Genomic DNA, 22,017 nt, shown 5'->3' with positions numbered 1-22,017 from the left:
CGCGCCGGTTTATTTGCCTTCTTACTTTGCCTCCAGCAGCTCCCAGCGCTCCAGTAGCTCCAGCAGTTCGGCCTCGATCACGCCGGCGCGCTCGGTCACCTCGGCGATGCGGGCCGCGCCCTGGGTGTAGAGCTCGGTGCCGTTCAGGAGCGCATTGAGCTGGGTCTGCTCGGCCTCCAGCGCCGCCATGCGGCCGGGCAGCTCGTCCAGCTCGCGCTGCTCCTTGTAGCTGAGCTTTTTCTTCATGCTGGCGACCACGGGAGCCGGCGCCGGGGCGGGGGCGGGCGCAGGAGTCGGTGCCGGGGCCGCCTGACGCGCCTTCTCCTGGATGGCCGCGGCGCGCTTGGACTGGATCAACCAGTCCTCGATGCCGCCCTCGTATTCGCGCCAGCGGCCGTCGCCCTCGTTGACGATGGTGCTGGTGACCACGTTGTCGAGGAAGCGCCGGTCATGGCTGACCAGGAACACCGTACCGTCGTAGTCGGCCAGCAGTTCCTCCAGCAGCTCCAGGGTCTCGATGTCCAGGTCGTTGGTCGGCTCGTCCAGCACCAGCACATTGGCCGGCCGCGCGAACAGGCGCGCCAGCAGCAGGCGGTTGCGCTCGCCGCCGGAGAGGCTGGAGACCGGCGAATTGGCGCGCGCCGGCGAGAACAGGAAATCGCCCAGATAGCTCTTGACATGCTTCTTCTGGGTGCCGATCTCGATCCATTCGCTGCCGGGGCTGATGGTGTCGGCCAGGGTCGCGTCCAGCTTCAGGGTGTCGCGCATCTGGTCGAAATAGGCCACCGTCATCTTGCTGCCCTGGCGCACCTCGCCGCTATCGGGCTGCAGCTCACCGAGGATCATCTTCAGCAAGGTGGTCTTGCCGGCGCCATTGGAGCCGACCAGGCCGACCTTGTCGCCGCGCAGGATGGTGGCCGTGAAGTCGCGCACGATGCTGCGCTCGCCATAGCTCTTGGAGACGTTCTCAAGCTCCGCGACGATCTTGCCGCTGGCGCCGCCGGTGTCGATGTCCAGCCGCACCTTGCCCTGCACATCGCGCCGCGCCGCATGGGCCGAGCGCATCTCCTGCAGGCGCTGCACGCGCGCCACCGAGCGGGTGCGGCGCGCCTCGACGCCCTTGCGGATCCATACCTCTTCCTGGGCCAGCAGCTTGTCGAAGCGGGCATTCGCCAGCGCCTCGTTCTCCAGCTCATAGGCCTTGGCGGCCTGGAAGGCGGCGAAGTTGCCCGGATAGCCGCGCAGCTGCCCGCGGTCCAGCTCGACGATGCGGTTGGCGACGTTGTCCAGGAAGGCGCGGTCGTGGGTGATCAGCAGCAGCGAGCCCTTGAAGCTGTTCAACAGCTCCTCCAGCCAGCGGATCGCGTCCAGGTCCAGGTGGTTGGTCGGCTCGTCCAGCAGCAGCACGTCCGGCTGCGCCACCAGCGCGCGCGCCAGCGCCACCCGCTTCTTCAGGCCGCCGGACAGGGCGCCGACGACGCGCTCGCCGTCCAGGCCCAGGCGGTGCAGGGTCTCGTCGACGCGCTGCTCCCAGTTCCAGGCACCGATCTGCTCGATGCGCTCCTGCACCCAGGCCAGGTCGTCGTTCTCGTCGTGGCGCTCGTAGCGCTCGCGCAGGCTCTTGGCCTCGGCCACGCCCTCGCTGACCACCTCGAAGATCGTCGCCTCGGGCCGCAGCAGCGGCTCCTGCGGCACATAGACCGTGGTCAGGCCCTGCTGCAGCTGCAGCAGGCCGTCGTCCAGCTTCTCGATGCCGGCCAGGATCTTCAGCAAGGAGGACTTGCCGGTGCCGTTGCGGCCGATCAGGCCGACGCGCTCGCCGGTTTCGAGGGCGAAATTGGCTCCGTCCAGCAGCGGCACATGGCCGAAGGCGAGATGGGCATTGGTAAGGGAAAGGACTGCCATGGGCGCGATTGTCTCCGACCGCCGACTTGGCTATCCCCGCAGTCCCGGGTTGACAAGCTAGGGGTGACTCGGAATGCTTGCTGCGACGCAACAAACAGCGTCATGCCGTGCCACCGCCGCCGGCCATCCGATATCCAGGGAGAAACCAGTCGATGAAGACCCCGTCTACCACCCATGCCTGCGCGCGCCTGCTCGGCGGCCTGCTGCTGGCCACGGCCGCCCTGCAGGCCCAGGCCTATTCCAATCTCGTTGTCTTCGGCGACAGCCTGTCGGACAGCGGCAACAACGCGGTGCTCGTGCCCCCCGATCCGAACCGCGTGCTGGCCGGCAACCGCGACTTCTCCACCAGCCCCTATTTCGGCAGCGGCACCTACAGCAACGGCCAGGTCTGGACGCAATACCTGGCCCCGCGCCTGGGCCTGTCGGCCACGCCCTCGCTGCGGGGCGGCAGCAACTACGCCTTCGGCGGCTCCGAGACCAGCAAGCCCGGCCCCCACAACCCCGGCAACGGCCTGCCCAACGGTTTCCCCTACGCGCTGAACACCCAGCTGGGCATGTTCCTGGGCAACACCGGCGGCGTGGCCGACCCGAACGCACTCTATGTGGTGGCGAGCGGCGGCAACAATGTGCGCGCCTCGATGGACGCGGTGCTGGGCGGGGCCGATGCGGCCACCGAGGGTGCGAAGCTGGCCGGCGACTATGCGCGCGACATCGGCCAGATCGTCGACGGCCTGCAGGCCGCCGGCGCGCGCCGCATCATCGTCTGGAACACGCCAAACTTTGGTCATACGCCGCTGGCGCGCAGCTACGGCGCCGGCGCCGCGGGCCTGGCGACCAGCTTCTCGCAGATGATGAACTCGGCCCTGGCCTCGCGCCTGGCCGGCGAGGGCGTGCAGACCTTCGACATCTACGGCCTGCTGAACCAGATCGTGGACCAGGGCCCGGCCTCCGGTTTCAGCAATCTGGTCGACGCCTGCGGCGCCCCGACCCTGGGCTGCAACCCGGCGACCTCGCTGTACTACGATTCGATCCACCCCACGACGCTGGCGCATGCCAAGCTGGCCGACGCGATGTACGCGCTGGCCGTGCCGGAGCCGGCCAGCGTCGCGCTGTGGGCCCTGGGCCTGGGCGGGCTGGCGCTGTACCGCCGCCGGGTCACCGCCCGCGCCTGAGCCGCTAACGCTTGCGCGCCAGGCTCAGGCCGTCGCTGAAGGGCAGCAGCACCATGTCGACGCGCGCATCGGCATGCAGCTTGCTGTTGAAGGCCTGCAGCGCCCGCGTGTCGGCCGATTCGGCGGGGCGCGCCACCGCGCCGCCCCACAGGGTGTTGTCCACCGCGATCAGGCCGCCCGGACGCAGCAGCGCCAGGCAGCGCTCGTAGTAGCCGTCGTAGCCGACCTTGTCGGCGTCGATGAAGGCGAAGTCGTAGCTGCCGGCCGCGCCGGCGGCCAGGGCCGCATCGAGGGTCTGCAGGGCCGGCGCCAGGCGCAGCTCGATCTTGTCGGCGACGCCGGCCTCGGCCCAGAAGGGCCGGCCGATCGCGGTGTATTCCTCGCTGATGTCGCAGGCCAGCAGATGGCCGTCCTGCGGCAGCGCCAGCGCGACCGCGAGCGCGCTGTAGCCGGTGAACACGCCGATCTCGATCGCGCGGCGCGCGCCGATCAGCTGCACCAGCAGGGCCATCAGCGCGCCCTGCTCCGGCGCGATCTGCATGCCGGCATAGCGGTGCGCGCGGGTGGCCTCGCGCAGCCCCGCCTGGGCCGGATGCTCGCGCAGCGAATGCGCCAGCACATAGTTGTAGAGCTCGTCGTTCAGGGGCAGGTAACGCATCGTGCGGGCCCTCCTCAGCTCGGGTCTTCGAGGTTCTCGTGATGCGCGATCGCGCCGCGCTTCCAGTAGGCCGCGGCGCGGATCGCGTGGCGGTCATGGCCCTTCTCCTCGACCAGCAGCTTGCGCAGCGCGGCCATCGCGCCGGCCTCGCCAGCGCACCAGGCATAGCCCTCGCCGCCCGGCAGCGGCAGCGCGCGCACCGCTTCCAGCAGCTCGGCATCGCTGGCCACCCAGTGCAGCTCCAGCGCGGCGGCGCTGGCCAGCGCGCGGCGGTCGGCCGGGTCGGGCAGGTTCAGCACGACGATCACGCGGGCGCCGGCCGGCAGCTCCTCCAGGCGGCGCGAGATCGCCGGCAGCGCGGTCTCGTCGCCGACCAGCAGATGCCAGTCATAGTCGGTCGGGATGATGAAGGAGCCACGCGGGCCGGCGATCGTCAGCCGCGAACCCGGCTGCGCCGCGGCCGCCCAGCCTGCCGCCGGGCCGTCGCCATGCAGCGCGAACTCCAGGGTCAGCTCGTTGGCCACCGGGTCGTAATGGCGCGGCGTGTAGTCGCGCCGCTGGCCCTCCTCGCCCTCGGCGGCGGGCGCGAAGAACAACTTGATGTGATCGTCGAAGGACGGGCTGTGGAAACCCGGCAGATCCTCGCCGGTCAGGGTGATCGCACGCAGATGCGGGCTCAGCGCGGCGACGCGCTTGACCTGCAGCTCGCGCCGCTTGATCTCGTGGCGCACGCGCTGCACGCGGCTGCCACCGGTCTGGTTCTCGGGACGTTCTTCGCTGGCCATGGCCGCTCCCTGCAATATGGTTGACAATATCACCCATCATGCGCAAACCAGTAGACAATGTCAACCATTTACCCGACAGGGTCAAGGGCCGTGCGCCGCCGGCCCGCGACGAGGACGATGTGCTGGAGCTGGTGCACATCGTGATGCACCAGTACCGCTCGCAGCAGTACCAGGCGCTGCGCGACGGGCCGCATGACATCACGCATATGGAAAGCAAGGTGCTGGGCTACTTCGACCGTCATCCCGGCGCCACGCAGAGCCAGCTGGCCGGCGACACCGGCCGCGACAAGGCGCAGCTGGCGCGCCTGATCAAGGGCCTACGCGAGCGCGGCCTGCTGGACGGCGAGCCCGATCCGGACGACCGCCGCAATGTGCGGCTGCAAGCCACCGAGGCCGGCCGCGCGGTGCTGGGCCATCTGCGCCAACAGGCGCGGCGCCTGTCGGCCAAGGCGGTGGCCGGCCTGCCGGCGGCCGAGCGCGAGCAGTTGCTGGCGCTGCTGCGCCGGGTGCGGGCCAATCTGGACAAGCCAGAGGGCTGAGCCGCTTCAGCGCGGCATATAGCCGCTCAGCAGCGCGCGCTCCCAGTCCGGCCGGCCGTTGCGGCGCGCCAGCGCAGCCATCGCCCGGAAGTCATAGGGCAGCGCATGCAGCGCGCAGCCCCAGCGGCCCGCCGCGTCGCGCTCGAGCAGCGCATAGCGGGCATCGGTCGAACCCGTCTCGACCCGGTGGAATCGCGGCTGGTCGTCGTCATAGGCCTGCAGTCCGACGCTGCCCGGGTTCAGCAGCAGCTGGCCCGCGGCGCTGCGCAGCGCGCGCGGCACATGGGTGTGGCCGCAGGCGACCACCGCGGCGGTCTCGCCGGCCAGGCGTTCGGCGACCTCGGCCGCCTCGGCGACGCGGACGCCCGGCGCCGCCACCGACTCGAGGAAATACTCGAGATCGCTGCGCGGCGTGCCATGGCAGAGGAACACCTCATCGTTCAGCCGCAGGGTGCCGGGCAGCGAACCCAGCCAGGCCAGTTCGGCCGCGCCCAGCTGCGCGCGGGCATGGGCGTCCGAGGCGCCGCCGGGCCGCTCGGGCGTGATCTCGAGAATCTGCCGCTCATGGTTGCCGGCCAAGGTCGGCCAGCCCTCGGCCATCAGGTATTGCGCGGTCTCGCGCGCCAGCAGCGGGCCGGAAAGGCTGTCGCCCAGGTTGACGATCAGGTCCGCGCCGCGCCGCCGGATGTCGGCCACCACGGCCTCCAGCGCCGGCAGGTTGCCGTGGATGTCGGAGAGCAGGGCGATGCGCATGATGGAAAGATGCCTCAGGCTTGCAGCAGCTGCGCCGCATGGTGGCGCAGATGGTCGTCGACGAAGCTGGCGATGAAGTAATAGCCATGGTCGTAGCCCGGATGCCGGCGCAGGGTCAGGGCTTGCCCCGCCTGCGCGCAGGCCGCCTCGAAGGCCTCCGGATGCAGCTGCTCGGCCAGGAACTTGTCCGCCAGGCCCTGGTCGATCAGGATGCCGCCCGGATAGGGCGCCGTCTTGCGGGCCGCCATCAGCGCGCTGGCGTCATGCGCGGCCCAGGCTTCTTGGTCCTCGCCCAGATAGCCCGTGAAGGCCTTGTGCCCCCAGGGGCAGCGCGTCGGCGCGGCGATCGGCGCGAAGGCCGAGACCGAGGCGAAGCGGCCCGGATGGCGCAGCGCCAGGGTCAGCGCGCCATGGCCGCCCATCGAATGGCCGAAGATGCCGCAGCGCGCCGGATCGAGGCGGAACTCGCGCTGCACCTGCGGCAGCAGCTCCCGCAGCAGATAGCTCTCCATGCGCCAGTGGCGCGCCCAGGGCTCGCGCGTCGCGTCCAGATAGAAGCCCGCGCCGACGCCGAAGTCCCAGGCCTCGCTCTCGCCCGGTGCATTCGCGCCGCGCGGGCTGGTGTCGGGCATCAAGAGGGCCAGGCCCAGCTCGGCCGCCAGCGCCTGAGCGCCGGCCTTCATCGTGAAGGTCTCCTCGGTGCAGGTCAGACCCGCCAGATAGACCAGCAGCGCCTTCGGCTCGGGCGGCAGGTAGAGCGCGAAGCGCATGGGCAGGCCGATCTCGGCGGAGGCATGCTTGTAGAAGCGCTGCACGCCGCCGAAGGAGCCATGCTCGCTGAGCAGCTCCAGGCTCATCAGAACTCCACCACCGAGCGGATCGAGTCGCCGCGCTTCATCAGCTCGAAGCCCTCGTTGATCTGCTCCAGCTTCAGCTTGTGGGTGATCAGCGCGTCGATATTGAGCTTGCCGTCCATGTACCAGTCGACGATCTTGGGCACATCGGTGCGGCCGCGCGCGCCGCCGAAGGCGCTGCCTTCCCATTTGCGGCCGGTCACCAGCTGGAAGGGGCGCGTCGAGATCTCGGCGCCGGCCTCGGCCACGCCGATGATGATGCTGCGGCCCCAGCCCTTGTGCGTGCATTCCAGCGCGTCGCGCATGACCTGGGTGTTGCCGATGCACTCGAAGCTGTAGTCGGCACCGCCGTCGGTCAGCTGCACGATATGGTCGACCAGATTCGGCACCTCCTTCGGGTTGACGAAGTGGGTCATGCCGAACTGGCGCGCCAGCGCCTCGCGCTTGGGGTTCAAGTCGACGCCGATGATCTTGTCGGCGCCCACCATCTTGGCGCCCTGGATCACGTTCAGGCCGATGCCGCCCAGGCCGAACACCACGACGTTGGCGCCCGCCTCCACCTTGGCGGTGAACAGCACGGCGCCGACGCCGGTGGTGACGCCGCAGCCGATGTAGCAGACCTTGTCGAAGGGCGCGTCCTCGCGGATCTTGGCCAGGGCAATACCTGGCACCACGATGTGGTTCGCGAAGGTCGAGGTGCCCATGTAGTGGAAGATCGGCTTGCCGTCGATCGAGAAGCGCGCGCTGCCGTCGGGCATCAGGCCCTTGCCCTGGGTGCTGCGGATCGCCTGGCAGAGATTGGTCTTGCGCGACAGGCAGAACTTGCACTGGCGGCATTCCGGCGTGTACAGGGGAATCACATGGTCGCCGGGCTTCAGCCAGGTGACGCCCTCGCCCACCTCCAGCACCACGCCCGCGCCCTCATGGCCCAGGATGGCCGGGAAGATGCCCTCAGGATCGGCGCCGGACAGCGTGTAGTAGTCGGTATGACAGATGCCGGTGGCCTTGACCTCGACCAGCACCTCGCCGGCGCGCGGGCCGTCGAGCTGCACCTCTTCGATGGTCAGCGGGGCGCCGGCCTTCCAGGCGACGGCGGCACGGGTCTTGATCATGGGGCGTCCTTTCTTTCTTCTTGCTACTGCGGGAGGGGCGGGCCATCTTCGCATGACCCCGCGCCGCCCAGGCGCTGCAGCGCGCAGACCAGGGCGAGGGTCGGCTCATGCGCCGCGCGCGGCTGAGGCAGCAGCAGGTCGATGCTCTCGGGCAGCGGCAGGCGCTGCGGCCAGGGCGCGACCAGCCGCCCCTCGGCCAGCAGCGGCGCCACCAGGCGCTCGCGCCCCATCAGCACGCCCTGCCCCGCCAGCGCCGCCTGCAGCGCGACGCTGTAGAGCGAGAAGCGTGGCCCCGCATGCGCGGCCACATCGCCGCGCCCGGCCGCCTTCAGCCAGCGTGCCCAGTCCTGCGCCCAGACGCTGTCGTGCAGCAGCACCGCCTCGGCCAGCGCCGGCGCCGCGCCGCCCGGCCCCAGCAGCGCCGGGCTGCAGACCGGCAGCAGCGCGTCGCGCGCCAGCACCAGGCGCTGGCAGCCGCGGGTCGGCAGGCGCGGCGCGTAGAACAGCGCCAGGTCATAGGCCTCGCGGTTGAAGTTGGGCGGCGCCTCCAGCGCCGACAGCGACAGCTCCAGCGCCGGCAGCTCGCGCCGCAACGCCGGCAGCAGCGGCGCGATCCACAGCTGAGCCAGGGCCGGCAGCGCCGCGATATGCAGGCGCGCGGCGCCGGCTCGGCTGCGCAGGCCCTGCACCGCCTGGCCCAGTTGGTCCAGCGCGATGGCCAGCGGCGGCAGCGCTTCGGCCGCCTGCGGCAGCAGGTGCAGGCCCTGGCTGCGACGCTCGAACAGCGGCCGGCCCAGCCAGGCCTCCAGGCTCTTGACCTGGGCCGCGATCGCCGCCGGCGTCACACACAGCTCCTCGGCGGCGCGCGCGAAGCTCTGGTGCCGCGCCGCGGCCTCGAAGGCGCGCAGCGCCAGGAAGGGCGGCAGGCGGGGACTGGGGGGTTGGACGGCCATGGCGATGCTCGTTCAGGCCTAGATTTTCTAGGGCCGAGGGCAAGAATAACTTGCTTGAGCGGATGGCCGGCCGGCCCCAGCATCAAGACCCGACCCCAGCGCCCGCCGACCACCATGCCCCAGCTCTCGCCCCGCCCCTGGCTCGCCCCCGCGATCGACCGTCATGTGCAGGGCATCGCCGCCGAGGCCGCCGCGCTGGATGCGGCCGGCCTGGACGGCGAGCTGCACCGCCTGGTGCTGGAGAACCACCGCATCCACGATCAGGACGGCCTGAACCTGAACCCGGCCAGCAATGTGATGAATCCGCGCGCCGAGGCCCTGCTGGCCGCCGGCCTGGGCACGCGCGCCTCGCTGGGCTACCCCGGCGACAAGTACGAGATGGGGCTGGAGGCGATCGAGCGCATCGAGGTGCTGGCGGCCGAGCTGGCGGCGCGGGTGTTCGGCGCGCGCCATGCCGAGGTCCGCGTCGGCTCCGGCGCACTGGCCAATCTCTATGTCTTCATGGCCTGCTGCCGGCCTGGCGACACCATCATCGCGCCGCCGGCCGAGATCGGCGGCCATGTCACCCACCATGCGGCCGGCGCGGCCGGGCTCTACGGCCTGCGCACCGTGCCGGCGCCGGTGCATGCGGATGGCTACAGCATCGACGTGGCCGCGCTGGCGCGCCTGGCCCGCGAGGTGAAGCCCAAGCTGATCACCCTGGGCGGCAGCCTGAACCTGTTCGCGCATCCGGTGGCGCAGGTGCGCGAGATCGCCGACGCGGTCGGCGCCAGGCTGATGTTCGACGCCGCCCATCTGAGCGGCATGATCGCCGGCGGCACCTGGGCCAACCCGCTGGCCCAGGGCGCGCAGGTGATGACGATGAGCACCTACAAGAGCCTGGGCGGCCCGCCCGGCGGCCTGATCGTCGGCAACGATGCCGAGCTGGCCGAACGGCTGGAGGCGATCGCCTACCCGGGCCTGACCGCCAACTTCGACGCCGGCAAGACCGCGGCGCTGGCGCTGGGCCTGCTGGACTGGGTCGAGCATGGCGCGGCCTATGGCCGCGCCATGCAGCTGACCGCCCGCGCGCTGGCCGCCGACCTGGCCGGCCTGGGCCTGCCGGTGTTCGCGCGCGAGCGCGGTGGCACCGAATCGCACCAGCTGGCGATCGAGGCCGCGCCATGGGGCGGCGGCCAGGCCGCGGCGCGGCGCCTGGCGCGCGCGCGGCTGCTGGCCTGCGGCATCGGCCTGCCGCTGGCGCGAGTGCCGGCCATCGAGGGCGAGGTCAACGGCCTGCGCCTGGGCGTGCCGGAGATCGTGCGCCTGGGCTTCGGCCCGGCCGAGATGCCGGAGCTGGCGGCGCTGATCAAGGAGGCGCTGAGCTCGGACGAGGCCGCGGCGGCACTGGCCTCGCCGGTGACGGCGCTGCGCCGCCGCACGGTCAGGGGGCCGCTGCGCTTTGTGCGGACAGACTGAGCCGCATCACCACCTCGCCATCGTCGATCTCGCCGGTCGGCGCAAAACCCAGCGAACGGTAGAAGCGCTCGGCCGCCGCCGCCTTGGCGCTGTCCTGCACATAGCTGAGGTACAGTGCCTCGGCGCCGGGGCGCCCGCGCACATGCTCGATCAGCGCCCGCACCGCCGCCGCGCCATGGCCGCGGCCCTGCTCACGCTGGTCGATCATCAGGCGCCACAGCGCGAACTCGGGCTCCTCGGGCGTCGGCGTCAGGCTGGGGTCGTAGAGCATCAGGAAGCCGACCAGCCGGCCCTCGACCGCGATGCCGCGCGGCCAGGCCTCGGCATAGACGGCGGCCTGGGCCATCGACTTCATGTTCGAGGCGACCTGCCTGCCGCCGTCGCCGGCATCGAGCTTCATCAGCTCGTCCAGGTTGTCGCGAGTGATCTCGACCAGTTGCACGGACATCGTTGAGTTCCTTGGTTTGAAAACAGCTCTGGCTCAGGCCCAGACGCGATAGGGCCAGAAGGCCTCCTCGCGATCGATGCGTCGGCGCAGCTCATCGGGGCTGAAGCCGGTGACGCGGCGCGTCTCGCGGCACAGATGGGCCTGGTCGGCATAGCCCATGTCCTGGGCCAGCGCGCTCCAGACCAGCTCGCCCTCGGCCAGCTCGCGCCGCACCTGGAAAAAGGTGGCCTCGGCGCGGCTGAGCGAACGCAGCGCGCGCAGGCTCTGGCCGCTCCATTGCTTGATGCGGCGCTCCATCTGGCGCAGGCTGCGGCCATGGCCGGCCGCCACCGCGCGCAGGGCCAGGTGTTGCATCCAGCCGCGATAGCCGCTGCCGCCCGCCTGCGGCACCGCGCGCCAGCGCGGCCGCAGAAAGTCCTCCAGCAGGCGCTGGCAGACCAGTTCGTCGGGCGCGGCCAGCATCGCCGCGTTCAGCGCGTGCCAGTCCGGATCGTCCAGCCCGGCCTGCGCCATGTCCACGCTGCGATCGCACAAGGCGGCGATGTCCAGCCCGGTCAGCGCCCGCAGCGCATCCGGCATGATCGCGGTCATGAAGCAGCGCGTCGGCCCGGCCGCGCGGTAGAAGGCCGGCCGGCTGCGCGGGCCGGTGATCAGCACGGGGCCGGACAAGGGGCCCAGCGAGCGCCCCGCCTCGTCCAGCTGCTCGCCCTCTCCGGCCAGCACCCAGGTCAGGCCGCACAGCGGCGTGGCCGGGAAGCAGCTGCCGCGCTGCGCCGCGCTGAGCGAGGCGCAGCAGGTGGTGTCGCGCCACAGATGCGCCTGCAGGCAGCCGGCCAGGGCAAGACCTGGCACCAGCAGCCGGGCCACGGCGTCGGGATGCAGTGCGGCGGTGGCGTCGGATTCGTCCATCGGCGCAGTCTATGGCCTGGCGTGCCGGCCCGGCGCGATGTCGCAAGCGTTCAAGACGGGCGCCGCCGCGCGCCGCAGCATCGCGGCATGCAACAGGCCCACCACTCCCTCTCTCCACCACAGCCGGCCCTGCCGCCCGGCCCACGACAGCGCTGGCTGGGCCTGCCCGAGCTGGGCGCGATGCGCCGCGACTACCTGGGCTTCATGAGCGCGCTGCGGCGCCGCCATGGCGACATCGTGCACATGCGGCTGGTCGGCTATCGCGACTACAGCTTCTTCCATCCCGAGCAGGTGCGCGAGCTGCTGCTGGCCGCGCATGAGCGGCTGATCCGCTGGGAACGCGGCACCGAGGTGTTCGCCTCCGCCCATGGCCGGAGCGTGCTGGTGGCGGAAGGCGCGGCCTGGCAACGCCAACGCCGGCTGCTGCAGCCGGCCTTCGCGCCGCGCCAGGTCGAGGCCTTCGCGCCGCGCATGGCGGAGGCCGCCGAGGCCGCGCTGGCGCGCTGGCCGGCGCGCGACGCGCAGTTCCCCTTCGAGGCCGCGATGACCCAGCTGACGATGGAGGTGATCCTGCGCAGCCTGTTCTCGCGCGCCGACGAGGCGCCCAGCCGGGCCGCCGCGCAGGCGGTGCACCGGCTCGGCCAGATCGGGATGAGCGAGATGTACTGGCCCGTCAGCGCGCCGCTGTGGGCGCCCTGGAAGGCAGGTAAGCGCCGCGCGCTGGCGACCCTGGATGCGCTGATCCACGGCGAGCTGGCGCGGCGCCGGCGCGAGCCCCCGCCCGCGGACGCACCGGCGGACCTGCTGCAGATGCTGCTGGCGTTGCGCGACGGCGAGGCCGATGAGCGGCCGGCCCTGTCCGAGCGGGCACTGCGTGACGAATGCATGACCATCTTCCTGGCCGGCCACGAGACCAGCGCCAGCGCCTTGACCTGGTGGGGCTGGTGCATGACCGCCCATCCGCAGGCCCAGGCCCGCGCCGCCGCCGAGGTGCTGGCGCAGCTGGGACCGACGCGCGCGCCGACGATGGCCGACCTGCCGCGCCTGCCCTGGCTGACGGCCTGCATCAAGGAGACCCTGCGCCTCTATCCACCCGCGCCGGCCCTGCTGACCCGGCGCAGCATCGCGCCGCTGACGATCGGCGGCCATGAGCTGCCCCCGGGCGCGACGATCCGGCTGACGCCCGGCGTGATCCAGCGCGACCCGCGCTGGTTCGAGGAGCCCGAGGCCTTCCGGCCCGAGCGCTTCGACCCGGCCAGCGGCCATGCCGAGATCCCGCGCGGCGCCTGGCTGCCCTTCGGCGCCGGCCCGCGGGTCTGTCTGGGCAGCCATTTCGCGCTGACCGAGATCACCCTGATCGCCGCGCTGATCCTGCAGCGCCACGAGCTGCATCCGCAGCCCGGCGCGCCGGCGCCGCGGCCGGTGCTGAACATCACCCTGAGGCCGGAACAGGCCTTGCGGCTGGCGCTGCGGCGCCGGGATTGACTCAGAGGGAAGAGGTGGCGGCTGGCCCGAAGCGGCCGGCGCTCAGGTCGTCGCAGGCGGTGAACAGCCAGGGCGTGCCGGACTGGGTGGTGTAGAACTGCTCATGGCCGGTGGACTTGCGCCGCAGGGTCAGCAGATGGTCGGGCAGGCCCAGCAGGGTGCTCAGCTCCGGTGCGGCATCCTCGACCAGTTCGAAGTCGGCCGGCGAATAGCCCTGCTGCCGCATCAGGCCGACCAGCAGCGCCAGCTCCTCGGGGTTCATGGAAGCGGAATCCAGCGCGGCGCCTGTACTGCTACGACTGCTGCTCTTGCTGCTGTTTTCATCGCTCATCGTGGACCTCCTGCTGCATGGCATCGGAAGTTTTAGGCAGGAGGCCACCCGCGCAACATCCCCCGGGGGAGGGAATTCGGGGGGACCCGGGAGATCGGCGGCGGCCCGGGGCCGACCAACGGCTCAACGCGCGCCGATACGGCTCAGGCCGCGGAATTTACAGTTCGTCGCCGGAGCCTGGCGGGCGCGTCGAGGGATCCGGATACTGACTTCATCGACGCAGCAAACAGCCAGTCAAGAGAACGAAAGAAAGAAAGACGAGCACCGCATGAACCGCATCGCCCTGACCCAAGCCTTCGCCCTCGCCATCGCTTTTGCCGCCGCACCGCTGGCCCAGGCCGCGCCGCAACATGAGGTGAAGCAGCTGCCCCGCGTCGTGATCACCGGCAAGGCGCAGGCAACAGCACAGCAGGTCGTGCAGCAACTGCCGCGCGTGGTGGTCGAGGGCCGCAGCGTCCAGGGCGGTGGCTCGCTGCTGGCGCTGAACGGTGGCGCGGCCGCCACCAAGCCGGCCGCACAGCGCGGCTGAGGCATCGCGCCCGCTCTCGTTCATGCACACCCATGGCCGGCGCCACTTGTGCGCCACGAGGCCTCGCGCTTAAGGTCGGGCCCAGGCATTCGCGCCGCACCGCCCGACCATGAATCTCTTCTCCACCACCCTCACCCTGATTGACCCGTCCACGCTGCTGGCATTCACCCTGCTGAACATGAGCTTCGCGCTGATTCCGGGGCCGGACATGCTGTGCATCCTGAGCAACGCGGTCACGCGCGGCTATCGCGCCGGCGCCTGGGTCTGCGGCGGCATCGCCTGCGCGGCCCTGGTCCATGTGGCCGCCGCGGCACTCGGCCTGACGACCTTTTTTCTGCATGCGGTGCCGATGGCCTTCCTGGCGCTGAAGGCGGTCGGTGCGGCCTATCTGGTCTGGCTGGGCTGGCAGATGTTGCGCAGCCCGGCCTCCTTGACCCCTGCCGCCCCGCGGCGCTGGGCCCATTCACCCTTCGCCCAGGGCGCGGTGTCGAACCTGCTGAACCCCAAGATCGCGCTGTTCTTCCTGGCCATCCTGCCGCAGTTCATCGATCCGGCGGCCGGCCATCCGGGCCTGCAGGCGGCCCTGCTGGGCCTGGTATCCATCGTCTCCGGCACCGCGGTCAATCTATGCACCGCCGCGCTCGGCGGCCGCGCCCGGCGCTGGATCCTGACCCGCCTCACGCTGTTCCAGCGCTTCCAGCAACTGGCCGGTGGCGCGCTGATCGCGCTGGGCTGCAAGGTGGCGCTGGAGCGCGCGCGGTAGCCGCCGTGCTGCTGGCAGCCGCCAAGTCAATCAAAAGGCAGCTTATGAACAAGGGTGAGATGGCTTGGCGGCAGGCGTTCGTGGCTTTTGTTGCAGCCGCTGGGCTGCTGGGTGGCGCCCATGCCATCGACAACCCCGATGCACCGGATCGCGTGGGAGCATTCGAGCGCCGAGCCGCACCTCTCGAACAAGGGCTCGAGGCCAGTGATGGTGGAGGCGCCGCGGCGCAGGCCGGCCGGGCTTATGACGCCTTCCTCGACTCGGAACTGAACATCGCCTATCGCGAACTGCTGTCGAAGCTGGATGATCCGGCACGCCAAGCCCTGGTCGAGGCCCAGCGCCGCTGGCTGCTGTTCCGTGACGCCGAGTACGGCTTCATGGGCCGGCATTGGACGCGCGAGCGCAGCGGCAGTTCGGCCAGCCTGTCGATCGCCGGCTATCGCAGCGCGTTGGTGAAGACCCGCATCGTGCAATTGCTGCGCTATGGCGCCGAGTACCCCTGATCAAGCCCGCGCCGCGCGTTCCAGCGCATCGACGAACAGCTTCGCCACATCGATGCCGCTCTGGTTCGTGATCTCCTGGAAGCCGGTCGGGCTGGTGACGTTGATCTCGGTCAGGCAGTCGCCGATCACGTCCAGGCCCAGCAGCAGCAGGCCGCGCGGCGTCAGCTTGGCGGCCACGCCCTCGGCGATCTCGCGGTCGCGCGCGCTGATCGGCTGGGCCACGCCCTTGCCGCCGGCGGCCAGGTTGCCGCGGATCTCGGTGCCCTGCGGGATGCGCGCCAGGCACCAGGGCACGACCTCGCCGCCGATCACCAGCACGCGCTTATCGCCCTGCACGATCTCCGGCACATAGCGCTGCACCATCACCGTCTCGGCGCCGCCCTTGTTCAGGGTCTCGATGATGGAGCCCAGGTTCAGCGCGTCGGGGCCGACGCGGAAGATGCCCATGCCACCCATGCCGTCGAGCGGCTTCAGGATGATGTCGCGATGCTCGGCATGGAAGGCCTTGATCGCCTCGGCGCTGCGGGTCACCAGGGTCGGCGCGATGTACTCCGGAAACTCCATGATGGCCAGCTTCTCCGGATGGTCGCGCAGCGCGGCCGGCCGGTTGAAAACCCGGGCGCCCTCGCGCTCGGCCTGGCTCAGCAGATGGGTGGCGTAGAAGAACTCGCTGTCGAAGGGCGGGTCCTTGCGCATCACGACCGCGTCGCTGCCCTCGGCCAGCACCAGGTCCGCGGTCTCCTCGGTCTTGAACCAGTCGTGAGTGTCGCCGGTCAGGCTGATGCGCCGCGCGCCGCTCGCCATGACCTTGCCGCCACGGACCCAGACCAGGTCGGCCGGATGGCAGGCCCAGAGCTGATGACCGCGCTGCGCCGACTCGCGCATCATCGCGAAGGTAGTGTCCTTGTAGGTCTTGAAGCTCTCCAGCGGGTCGGCGACAAAGAGCAGCTTCAGCATCATTCCAGCCATGGATCGGTCTCGGTTCAGGTCACGAATCAGGCCCTAGTGTCACACCATTGGCGCCGCCGCGCCGGGGCCGGGTCATGCCCAGCTGACCACCGCGCACAGGCCGCGCCCCTGCGGACCGTCCTGCAAGGCCACGCGCGCGCCGTTCTGCGCGGCAGCCTGCTCGACGATGGCCAGGCCCAGGCCGCTGCCGCTCTGCTCCTGTCCCGGCAGGCGGAAGAAGCGCTCAAACACCTGGGGCCGCAGATCGGCCGCGATGCCCGGCCCCTGGTCCAGCACCTCCAGCCGCGGCAGACCCTTCTCGTCCAGGGTCAGGCGCAGCAGCACGCTGGAGCCCTCCGGCGAATACTTGATCGCGTTGTCGAGCAGGTTGTCGACCAGCCGCGCCAGGCTCTCGCGATGCATGCGCAGCGGGCAGCGCTCGGGTGCTTCCAGCGCCAGGCTGATGCGGCGCCGGCGCGCCAGCGCGTCGAGCAGCGCGATGCGGTCGCACAGCAGGGTCACCAGGTCGGACTCGCGCAGCTCCAGGGTCTCGCGCTCGCCCTGCGAGCGGGCCAGCGCCAGCAGCTGGCCCACCATATGGGAGGAGCGCCGCACGCCCAGACGCAGCTGCTCCAGCGCCAGGCGCTGCACCGGGCTCAGCGCCGCCCCCTCGACGATCTCGACATTGGCCTCGACCACCGCCAGCGGCGTCTTCAGCTCATGGGCCGCGTCCTGCAGGAACTCGCGCTCGCGCTGCAGGCGCAGCTGCAGGCGCGCCATCAGCCGGTTCAGCGCCACCACCAGCGGGCGCAGCTCGGCATAGGGGCTCTCGCCCAGCGGCTGCAGCTGATGCGAGTCGCGGCGCTGGATCTCGCGGCTGAGCCGGCGCAGCGGCGCCAGCCCGCGGCGCAGCAGGAACCAGGCCGGAAACAGCAGGAAGGGCAGGCTGTAGAGCAGCGGCCGGGCGAAGAAGGACAGACCATCCATCGACAGGAACCAGATGCCCCAGATCTGCAGATCGCTGCGCAGCCGCCAATCGCCCGCCGCCGTCTCGTGACGTACCCAGCCATCGAGCAGTTCAGCGTTCGGCACGTCGGGCCCCTGGTAGACCAGGCGCTCCCGATGCCAGATCTGCAGGCTCAGCTTGGGCGGCCAGTCGCCCTGCTCGGCCCAGCGCTTCTTGCGCAGGCGCTCCTGCCCCTCCATCAGCGCCGGCAGCCCGTCGGCATGGCCGCGCTCCTGCAGCAGCACCAGCAGCTGCTCGGTCTCATAGCGATTGCTCACGGCCGAGGCATGCCAGCCGGCCACGCGCAGCATATAGACCTCAAGCCCGAGCAGCCCCAGCCAGGCCACCAGCATCACGACGCCGAAGCCGAGCAGCACGCGCCGCGTCAGGCTCGGCAGCATCACGGTCCGCAGCCACTCCCTCACGCCGGGGCCTCGCATTCCATCATGAAGCCGACGCCGCGTATCGTGTGGATATAGCCCTCGCCCAGCTTCTTGCGCAGGTTGGAGATGTGGATGTCCAGGGTCTGGGCCTGCGTGCCCGGCAGCGCGCGCTCGACCAGCTCACGCCGGCTCACCAGCCGGTCGGCCTGCTGCATCAGGGCCAGCAGCAGGTCGAACTCGGTCCGGGTCAGGCGCAGCTCCTCCTCGCCGCGCTTGACGCGGCGGCGCTGCGTGTCCAGCCAGATCTCGCGCACCTGCCATTGCGCCGGCGCGATGCTGCGCAGCAGGCCGCCACTGCGGCGCAGCACCGCGCGCAGACGCGCCATCAGCTCGGAGGGCACGAAGGGCTTGACCAGATAGTCGTCGGCGCCGCCGTCGAGCCCGCTGAGGCGGTCCTCGATCGCATCGCGGGCGGTGATCACCAGGATCGGCAGCTCGGGCTTCAGGCCGCGCAGGACGCGCAGCAGGTCCATGCCGTTGGCGTCCGGCAGGCCCAGGTCGAGCAGCAGCGCATCCACGCCGCCCATCTCGACCCAGTAGCGCGCATCGCTGGCGCGCCGCACCCACAGCACCTCATAACCGCCCTCCCGCAAGGCCAGCTGCAAGGAGCGGCCCAGGTCCAGATCATCCTCGACAAGACACAGCTTCATGCCGCGATGGTAGCCAGGGCGGGCGCGGTTTTTCTTTAGCTTTCCTATAGGACGCGCATAGCGCATCCATAGGCAGGCGCCGGCTCAGTAACGGAACAGCAGCGGTGCCGCCCCGCCCTCCGCCCGCGCCGCGCCCGTATGCCGCCAGTCGGGCAGCTGCGCCAGCAACCGCGCATCGGGCGCCGGGTCCGCCGCGCCCAGACGGATGACGGCGCAGCCGGCGACCAACGCGCTGGCGATGCCGGCCTCGGCATCCTCGAAGGCCAGGCAGTCCGCGGCCGGCACGCCCAGCAGCTGGGCCGCGCGCAGATAGGGCTCGGGGTCGGGCTTGCCATGCCGCACATGGTCCGAGCTGACCAGCACCTCCGGCATCGGCAGGCCGCACAGCGCCATGCGCCGGCGCGCGACCGCGGTCGAGGCCGAGGTCACCAGGGCCCAGGGCAGGCCGGCCAGCCCATGCAGCAGCGCGCCGGCGCCGGCCACCTCGGCCACGCCCTCCATATGGCGCAGCTCCATGGTCTCCAGCCACAGCAGCTCTGGCTCCGGATCGAGCTGCGGCGCGACCCGCTGCAGCACCTCATGGCTGCGCATGCCATGGCAGATGCTCAGCACCGCCTGCGCCGACACGCCCACCCGCTCGCACCAGGCGCGCCAGATGTCCTCCACATTGCCGCCGGACTGCACCAGGGTGCCGTCCATGTCGAACAGCAGCGCGCGGCAGCGATGCTGCCGCTGCCCCGGTCGGCGACTCAACTCGTCATGACTCACTTGTTTTCTCTCCCTCTTGCCGAACCGCCCGCCCCAGCGGCGGACGGCTTCATTCATTTAACGCCGCAGCCGCTGCACCAGCAACGCCAGCGAGCCCGCCACCACGCCCCAGAAGGCCGAGCCGATGCCCAGCAGGCTGACGCCGGACAGGGTGACCAGGAAGGTCAGGATCGCCGCGTCGCGGTGCTGCTCCTCCTTCAGCGCGCCGGCCAGGCCGCCGGCGATCGTGCCCAGCAGGGCAAGACCTGCCACCGCCGCCACCAGTTCGCGCGGGAAGGCCACCAGCAGCCCGACCACCGCGCCGCCGGCCAGGCCCACCGCGATATAGAACAGGCCCGCCATCACCGCGGCGGTGTAGCGGCGCGCCGGGTCCTCATGCGCCTCGCGGCCCATGCAGATCGCCGCGGTGATCGCCGCCAGGTTGAAGGCATAGCCGCCGAAGGGCGCCAGCAGGAAGGTGGCCAGGCCGGTCACCGTGATCGAGGGCGAGACCGGGGTCTGGTAGCCGGAGGCGCGCTGCGCCGCGACGCCGGGCAGGTTCTGCGAGGCCATCGTCACCAGGAACAGCGGCAGCGCCACGCCCACCAGGGCCGCGACGCTGAAGCTCGGCGTGGTCCAGACCGGCAGCGCCCAGCCCCACTCGACCGCGGAGAGCCGGATGCGCCCCTGCGCCGCCGCGACCGCGATGCCCGTCAGCAGCACGCCGGGCACCGCATAGCGCGGGAAGAAGCGTTTGCCGAGCAGATAGGCCGCGGCCATCGCCAACACCAGCAGCGGCGCGCTCTTGACCGTCAGCACCGCATCGAGCCCGAAGCGCGCCAGCACGCCGGCCAGCAGGGCCGAGGCCACCGCCAGCGGGATGCGGTCCATCAACTTCTCGAACCAGCGCGTCACGCCGAACAGCAGGATCAGCGCGCCGCAGATCAGGAAGGCGCCGATCGCCTCCGGCATCGAGACGCCGGCCGTGCCGGCCAGCAGGGCCGCGCCGGGCGTGCTCCAGGCGGTCAGCACCGGCTGGCGGGTCCACAGCGACAAGCCCAGGCTGGTGATGCCCATGCCCAGGCCCAACGCCCACATCCAGGAGCTGATCTGAGCCGGCGTCGCGCCCAGCGCCTGGGCGGCCTGGAACACGATCGCCACCGAGCTGGTGAAGCCCACCAGCACCGCGACGAAGCCGGCCACGGCGGCGGACAGGGACAGGTCTTGGAGCCAGGTCTTGCTACGCATCGGCACAGCATAGCCGGCTCCCGTTCGACCGGCGTGAACCGGGCCTTAGCGGCTCATCAGCCCGTTCAGCTCCGCATAGGGCAGGGCCTCGCGGCCCAGCGGCTGGCCGTCGCCGTCGCGCAGGAAATCGCCGGCCAGCGCGGCGATGCGGGCATAGACCGACTCGGCGATGCCCGAGCCCGCGCTGACGCGGCGCACGCCCAGGCGCGCCAGCTCCGCGGCCGCCGGCACGCCCGGCATGGCCAGGATGTTGACCGGCGTGCCGTCCATGCCGGCGCAGATCGCCGCGATCTCGCCCGGCTCGCGCGCGCCGGCCGCGAACAGGCCGTCGGCGCCCGCCTGCACATAGCGCCGCCCGCGCGCCAGCAGCTCGGCCACGCGCTGCTCCGGCGGCACCAGGCCCCGCAGATAGACATCGCAGCGCGCATTGATGAACAGAGGCACGCCGGCGCGCGCGGCGGCCGTGCGCACCGCCTCGGTCTTGCGGCACAGCAGCTCCGGCTCGGCGCTGCCGTCCTCGATATTGATGCCCGCCGCGCCGGCATCGATCAGCGCGGCCACATTGGCGCCGACCACGGCCGGGTCCGCCGAGTAGCCACCCTCGAAGTCCACCGTCAGCGGCACCTTCAGCTTGCGCGTAATCGCCGCGACCAGGGGCACCAGGGTCTCGATCGGCAGATGGTCGCCGTCGCCATAGCCCCGGGCCCAGGCCACCGCGGCGCTGCTGGTGGCGACCGCGGGCGCGCCCAGGCTCTGCATCAGCAGCGCGCTGCCGGGATCCCAGGCGTTGACCAGGCGCAGCGGCTCGGGGCCGCGGTGCAGGGCATGGAAGGCGGCGGCGAATTCTGGCGACGTCGGCATGGCGGGCGATCCTTCTTCACGAAAGGGGTCGATGAGCAAACGAGGCGCCGATCCTCGCATGCCCGCCGGGCCGCGGCCAGTCGTTTTCGGACGCTTTCCTGCCAGCACCCGCTTACTGGGCGCCGCTGCCCTCGGGGACGTAGACGATGGAGCCGTCCTTCATCTTGTAGGCGACGCCGGCCTTCTCGCCGTCGCCGCTGCCGACCGCGCCGCTGGACTTGTAGCGCTCGATCTTCTCGCCCTTCTTGACCGTGATCTCCATGTTCGGCTTGCCCGGATCGGTGATCACGGTCACGTCCTGCTTGCCGTTGAACGGGTTGATCATCGGGTTCTGCGCCACCGTGATCAGCAGCGCGGCGATCACGACCAGGAAGATGTCGATCAGGTTGACGACCGAGAGGATCGGGTCGTCGGTCTCGGCTTCGTGCAGCAGTTTCAGCGCCATGGCTCAGGCCTCCGCCTTCGTGCGCAGCTTGCCGATCTCCAGCATCTCCTCGGCCAGCCAGCGGCGGCGCACATTGACCACCCAGAAGGTGATCGACGCGGCGATCAGGGCCAGGATCACGGCCGAGAAGGCCACGGTGAGGTTCTGCGACACGGCGGCCAGATTGCCGTCGGACAGCGAGCGCAGCGCCGGGCCCATCGGGATCATGGTCGCGACCAGGCCCAGCATCGGCGTGACGCGGCTGGCGATGCGCTCGCCCTCCATCAGCTTGTGCGCCTTCAGGTCCAGCTCATCTTCCGACAGGCCCTGCGGACCGGCGGCGCGATGCGCGGCCAGCAGCGGGCGGCCGCTTTGGCCGTCGCGCCGGCGCAGCGCCTGCACCGCGAAGGCGCCCAGCACCCAGAAGGCATAGAGAAACAGGATGGCGATCAGGGCCAGGGTGGGCAGCAAAAAGAGCTGGGCCACCAGGTACATGCTGTGTTCGAGAGAGGAGGACATGGTGTTCGGGTTCC

The 22,017-nt window shown here is 71.0% G+C and carries 25 protein-coding genes; 7 read left to right on the top strand and 18 right to left on the bottom strand.

Annotation, left to right across the window (positions count from 1 at the left end; all coding sequences use genetic code 11):
- Positions 1–21 precede the first annotated feature (21 nt).
- Complete coding sequence (locus tag G8A07_RS02965; protein WP_195795639.1) at positions 22–1,905, bottom strand: ATP-binding cassette domain-containing protein; 1,884 nt, start codon at positions 1,903–1,905, stop codon at positions 22–24.
- 152 nt (positions 1,906–2,057) lie between these two features.
- On the opposite strand from G8A07_RS02965, the gene G8A07_RS02960 reads away from it, so the two are divergent.
- Positions 2,058–3,077: an SGNH/GDSL hydrolase family protein gene (locus tag G8A07_RS02960; protein ID WP_195795638.1), complete on the top strand. Its 1,020-nt coding sequence runs from the start codon at positions 2,058–2,060 to the stop codon at positions 3,075–3,077.
- A gap of 4 nt (positions 3,078–3,081) precedes the next feature.
- On the opposite strand, the gene G8A07_RS02955 is transcribed toward G8A07_RS02960, so the two are convergent.
- Together G8A07_RS02955 and G8A07_RS02950 are read right to left on the bottom strand one after the other, a co-directional pair.
- Entirely contained in the window at positions 3,082–3,735 is a 654-nt protein-coding gene (locus G8A07_RS02955) for a class I SAM-dependent methyltransferase (protein ID WP_195795637.1), read from the bottom strand.
- A 14-nt stretch (positions 3,736–3,749) separates the two neighbouring features.
- Positions 3,750–4,520, bottom strand: a complete 771-nt coding sequence (locus tag G8A07_RS02950; RefSeq protein ID WP_195795636.1) for a siderophore-interacting protein — start codon at positions 4,518–4,520, stop codon at positions 3,750–3,752.
- Positions 4,521–4,558: 38 nt separating this feature from the next.
- On the opposite strand from G8A07_RS02950, the gene G8A07_RS02945 reads away from it, so the two are divergent.
- Positions 4,559–5,059 (top strand): MarR family winged helix-turn-helix transcriptional regulator, encoded by a 501-nt coding sequence (locus G8A07_RS02945; RefSeq protein WP_195795635.1) that lies wholly within the window; start codon positions 4,559–4,561, stop codon positions 5,057–5,059.
- A gap of 6 nt (positions 5,060–5,065) precedes the next feature.
- On the opposite strand, the gene G8A07_RS02940 is transcribed toward G8A07_RS02945, so the two are convergent.
- Genes G8A07_RS02940 through G8A07_RS02925 form a run of 4 tightly spaced genes read right to left on the bottom strand, consistent with a single transcriptional unit; the run spans position 5,066 to position 8,731 of the window.
- Complete coding sequence (locus tag G8A07_RS02940) at positions 5,066–5,812, bottom strand: metallophosphoesterase (RefSeq protein WP_195795634.1); 747 nt, start codon at positions 5,810–5,812, stop codon at positions 5,066–5,068.
- A 14-nt stretch (positions 5,813–5,826) separates the two neighbouring features.
- Positions 5,827–6,669, bottom strand: coding sequence for an S-formylglutathione hydrolase (fghA, locus tag G8A07_RS02935; protein WP_305798637.1), 843 nt, complete (start codon positions 6,667–6,669; stop codon positions 5,827–5,829).
- A complete protein-coding gene (locus G8A07_RS02930) occupies positions 6,669–7,775 on the bottom strand; it encodes an S-(hydroxymethyl)glutathione dehydrogenase/class III alcohol dehydrogenase (RefSeq protein WP_195797564.1) in 1,107 nt (368 codons plus the stop codon). Before G8A07_RS02930 ends, fghA begins: the two co-directional genes overlap by 1 nt.
- Positions 7,776–7,801: 26 nt before the next feature.
- The gene (locus G8A07_RS02925) at positions 7,802–8,731 is read right to left on the bottom strand and encodes a LysR substrate-binding domain-containing protein (RefSeq protein WP_195795633.1); all 930 of its coding nucleotides are present in this window, start codon (positions 8,729–8,731) and stop codon (positions 7,802–7,804) included.
- 54 nt (positions 8,732–8,785) lie between these two features.
- On the opposite strand from G8A07_RS02925, the gene glyA reads away from it, so the two are divergent.
- A complete protein-coding gene (gene glyA / locus G8A07_RS02920) occupies positions 8,786–10,189 on the top strand; it encodes a serine hydroxymethyltransferase (protein WP_249937204.1) in 1,404 nt (467 codons plus the stop codon).
- On the opposite strand, the gene G8A07_RS02915 is transcribed toward glyA, so the two are convergent.
- Positions 10,155–10,637, bottom strand: a complete 483-nt coding sequence (locus G8A07_RS02915) for an N-acetyltransferase (RefSeq protein WP_195795632.1) — start codon at positions 10,635–10,637, stop codon at positions 10,155–10,157. The two genes, glyA and G8A07_RS02915, sit on opposite strands and share 35 nt — an antisense overlap.
- A gap of 33 nt (positions 10,638–10,670) precedes the next feature.
- Positions 10,671–11,546, bottom strand: coding sequence for an AraC family transcriptional regulator (locus G8A07_RS02910; protein WP_195795631.1), 876 nt, complete (start codon positions 11,544–11,546; stop codon positions 10,671–10,673).
- Between the two features lie 87 nt (positions 11,547–11,633).
- Between G8A07_RS02910 and G8A07_RS02905 the strand changes: the two genes are divergently transcribed.
- Complete coding sequence (locus G8A07_RS02905) at positions 11,634–13,031, top strand: cytochrome P450 (RefSeq protein WP_195795630.1); 1,398 nt, start codon at positions 11,634–11,636, stop codon at positions 13,029–13,031.
- 1 nt (position 13,032) lies between these two features.
- Here G8A07_RS02905 and G8A07_RS02900 read toward each other — a convergent pair whose 3' ends face one another.
- Positions 13,033–13,362 carry a hypothetical protein gene (locus G8A07_RS02900; RefSeq protein ID WP_195795629.1) on the bottom strand — a complete coding sequence of 110 codons (330 nt, stop codon included), beginning with the start codon at positions 13,360–13,362 and terminating at the stop codon, positions 13,033–13,035.
- Positions 13,363–13,630: 268 nt separating this feature from the next.
- On the opposite strand from G8A07_RS02900, the gene G8A07_RS02895 reads away from it, so the two are divergent.
- The 3 genes from G8A07_RS02895 to G8A07_RS02885 all read left to right on the top strand — a co-directional run bounded on the left by G8A07_RS02895 (position 13,631) and on the right by G8A07_RS02885 (position 15,157).
- Complete coding sequence (locus G8A07_RS02895) at positions 13,631–13,891, top strand: hypothetical protein (RefSeq protein WP_195795628.1); 261 nt, start codon at positions 13,631–13,633, stop codon at positions 13,889–13,891.
- Positions 13,892–14,000: 109 nt separating this feature from the next.
- A complete protein-coding gene (locus G8A07_RS02890) occupies positions 14,001–14,654 on the top strand; it encodes a LysE family translocator (RefSeq protein ID WP_195795627.1) in 654 nt (217 codons plus the stop codon).
- 44 nt (positions 14,655–14,698) lie between these two features.
- A complete protein-coding gene (locus tag G8A07_RS02885) occupies positions 14,699–15,157 on the top strand; it encodes a lysozyme inhibitor LprI family protein (RefSeq protein ID WP_195795626.1) in 459 nt (152 codons plus the stop codon).
- On the opposite strand, the gene gshB is transcribed toward G8A07_RS02885, so the two are convergent.
- From gshB to G8A07_RS02845, 8 genes are all read right to left on the bottom strand, one after another.
- Positions 15,158–16,111 (bottom strand): glutathione synthase, encoded by a 954-nt coding sequence (gene gshB / locus G8A07_RS02880; RefSeq protein ID WP_195797561.1) that lies wholly within the window; start codon positions 16,109–16,111, stop codon positions 15,158–15,160.
- Between the two features lie 87 nt (positions 16,112–16,198).
- Positions 16,199–17,536 carry an ATP-binding protein gene (locus G8A07_RS02875; protein WP_195795625.1) on the bottom strand — a complete coding sequence of 446 codons (1,338 nt, stop codon included), beginning with the start codon at positions 17,534–17,536 and terminating at the stop codon, positions 16,199–16,201.
- The gene (locus tag G8A07_RS02870; RefSeq protein WP_195795624.1) at positions 17,533–18,204 is read right to left on the bottom strand and encodes a response regulator transcription factor; all 672 of its coding nucleotides are present in this window, start codon (positions 18,202–18,204) and stop codon (positions 17,533–17,535) included. The genes G8A07_RS02875 and G8A07_RS02870 overlap by 4 nt, the downstream gene beginning before the upstream one ends.
- 84 nt (positions 18,205–18,288) lie before the next feature.
- On the bottom strand, positions 18,289–18,957 hold the full coding sequence (locus tag G8A07_RS02865; protein ID WP_213086222.1) for an HAD-IA family hydrolase: 669 nt from the start codon (positions 18,955–18,957) through the stop codon (positions 18,289–18,291).
- A gap of 72 nt (positions 18,958–19,029) precedes the next feature.
- Entirely contained in the window at positions 19,030–20,199 is a 1,170-nt protein-coding gene (locus G8A07_RS02860) for a benzoate/H(+) symporter BenE family transporter (RefSeq protein WP_195795622.1), read from the bottom strand.
- Between the two features lie 45 nt (positions 20,200–20,244).
- Positions 20,245–21,060, bottom strand: a complete 816-nt coding sequence (locus tag G8A07_RS02855) for an isocitrate lyase/phosphoenolpyruvate mutase family protein (RefSeq protein ID WP_195795621.1) — start codon at positions 21,058–21,060, stop codon at positions 20,245–20,247.
- 112 nt (positions 21,061–21,172) lie between these two features.
- Entirely contained in the window at positions 21,173–21,499 is a 327-nt protein-coding gene (locus tag G8A07_RS02850) for a DUF2149 domain-containing protein (RefSeq protein ID WP_195797560.1), read from the bottom strand.
- Between the two features lie 9 nt (positions 21,500–21,508).
- Positions 21,509–22,003: a MotA/TolQ/ExbB proton channel family protein gene (locus G8A07_RS02845; protein WP_195795620.1), complete on the bottom strand. Its 495-nt coding sequence runs from the start codon at positions 22,001–22,003 to the stop codon at positions 21,509–21,511.
- Positions 22,004–22,017 lie beyond the last annotated feature (14 nt).

It is taken from the genome of Roseateles sp. DAIF2 (genome assembly GCF_015624425.1).
GTDB lineage: Bacteria > Pseudomonadota > Gammaproteobacteria > Burkholderiales > Burkholderiaceae_C > Kinneretia.
The sequence above is the reverse complement of the archived record's forward strand: the minus strand, read 5'-3'. Positions and strand labels throughout refer to the sequence as shown.

Coding starts and splice junctions, on each gene's coding strand:
- G8A07_RS02965 (WP_195795639.1), bottom strand. CDS start 1,905: ATGGCAGTCCTTTCCCTTACCAATGCCCATCTCGCCTTCGGCCATGTG.
- G8A07_RS02960 (WP_195795638.1), top strand. CDS start 2,058: ATGAAGACCCCGTCTACCACCCATGCCTGCGCGCGCCTGCTCGGCGGC.
- G8A07_RS02955 (WP_195795637.1), bottom strand. CDS start 3,735: ATGCGTTACCTGCCCCTGAACGACGAGCTCTACAACTATGTGCTGGCG.
- G8A07_RS02950 (WP_195795636.1), bottom strand. CDS start 4,520: ATGGCCAGCGAAGAACGTCCCGAGAACCAGACCGGTGGCAGCCGCGTG.
- G8A07_RS02945 (WP_195795635.1), top strand. CDS start 4,559: ATGCGCAAACCAGTAGACAATGTCAACCATTTACCCGACAGGGTCAAG.
- G8A07_RS02940 (WP_195795634.1), bottom strand. CDS start 5,812: ATGCGCATCGCCCTGCTCTCCGACATCCACGGCAACCTGCCGGCGCTG.
- fghA (WP_305798637.1), bottom strand. CDS start 6,669: ATGAGCCTGGAGCTGCTCAGCGAGCATGGCTCCTTCGGCGGCGTGCAG.
- G8A07_RS02925 (WP_195795633.1), bottom strand. CDS start 8,731: ATGGCCGTCCAACCCCCCAGTCCCCGCCTGCCGCCCTTCCTGGCGCTG.
- G8A07_RS02915 (WP_195795632.1), bottom strand. CDS start 10,637: ATGTCCGTGCAACTGGTCGAGATCACTCGCGACAACCTGGACGAGCTG.
- G8A07_RS02910 (WP_195795631.1), bottom strand. CDS start 11,546: ATGGACGAATCCGACGCCACCGCCGCACTGCATCCCGACGCCGTGGCC.
- G8A07_RS02905 (WP_195795630.1), top strand. CDS start 11,634: ATGCAACAGGCCCACCACTCCCTCTCTCCACCACAGCCGGCCCTGCCG.
- G8A07_RS02900 (WP_195795629.1), bottom strand. CDS start 13,362: ATGAGCGATGAAAACAGCAGCAAGAGCAGCAGTCGTAGCAGTACAGGC.
- G8A07_RS02895 (WP_195795628.1), top strand. CDS start 13,631: ATGAACCGCATCGCCCTGACCCAAGCCTTCGCCCTCGCCATCGCTTTT.
- G8A07_RS02890 (WP_195795627.1), top strand. CDS start 14,001: ATGAATCTCTTCTCCACCACCCTCACCCTGATTGACCCGTCCACGCTG.
- G8A07_RS02885 (WP_195795626.1), top strand. CDS start 14,699: ATGAACAAGGGTGAGATGGCTTGGCGGCAGGCGTTCGTGGCTTTTGTT.
- G8A07_RS02870 (WP_195795624.1), bottom strand. CDS start 18,204: ATGAAGCTGTGTCTTGTCGAGGATGATCTGGACCTGGGCCGCTCCTTG.
- G8A07_RS02860 (WP_195795622.1), bottom strand. CDS start 20,199: ATGCGTAGCAAGACCTGGCTCCAAGACCTGTCCCTGTCCGCCGCCGTG.
- G8A07_RS02855 (WP_195795621.1), bottom strand. CDS start 21,060: ATGCCGACGTCGCCAGAATTCGCCGCCGCCTTCCATGCCCTGCACCGC.
- G8A07_RS02845 (WP_195795620.1), bottom strand. CDS start 22,003: ATGTCCTCCTCTCTCGAACACAGCATGTACCTGGTGGCCCAGCTCTTT.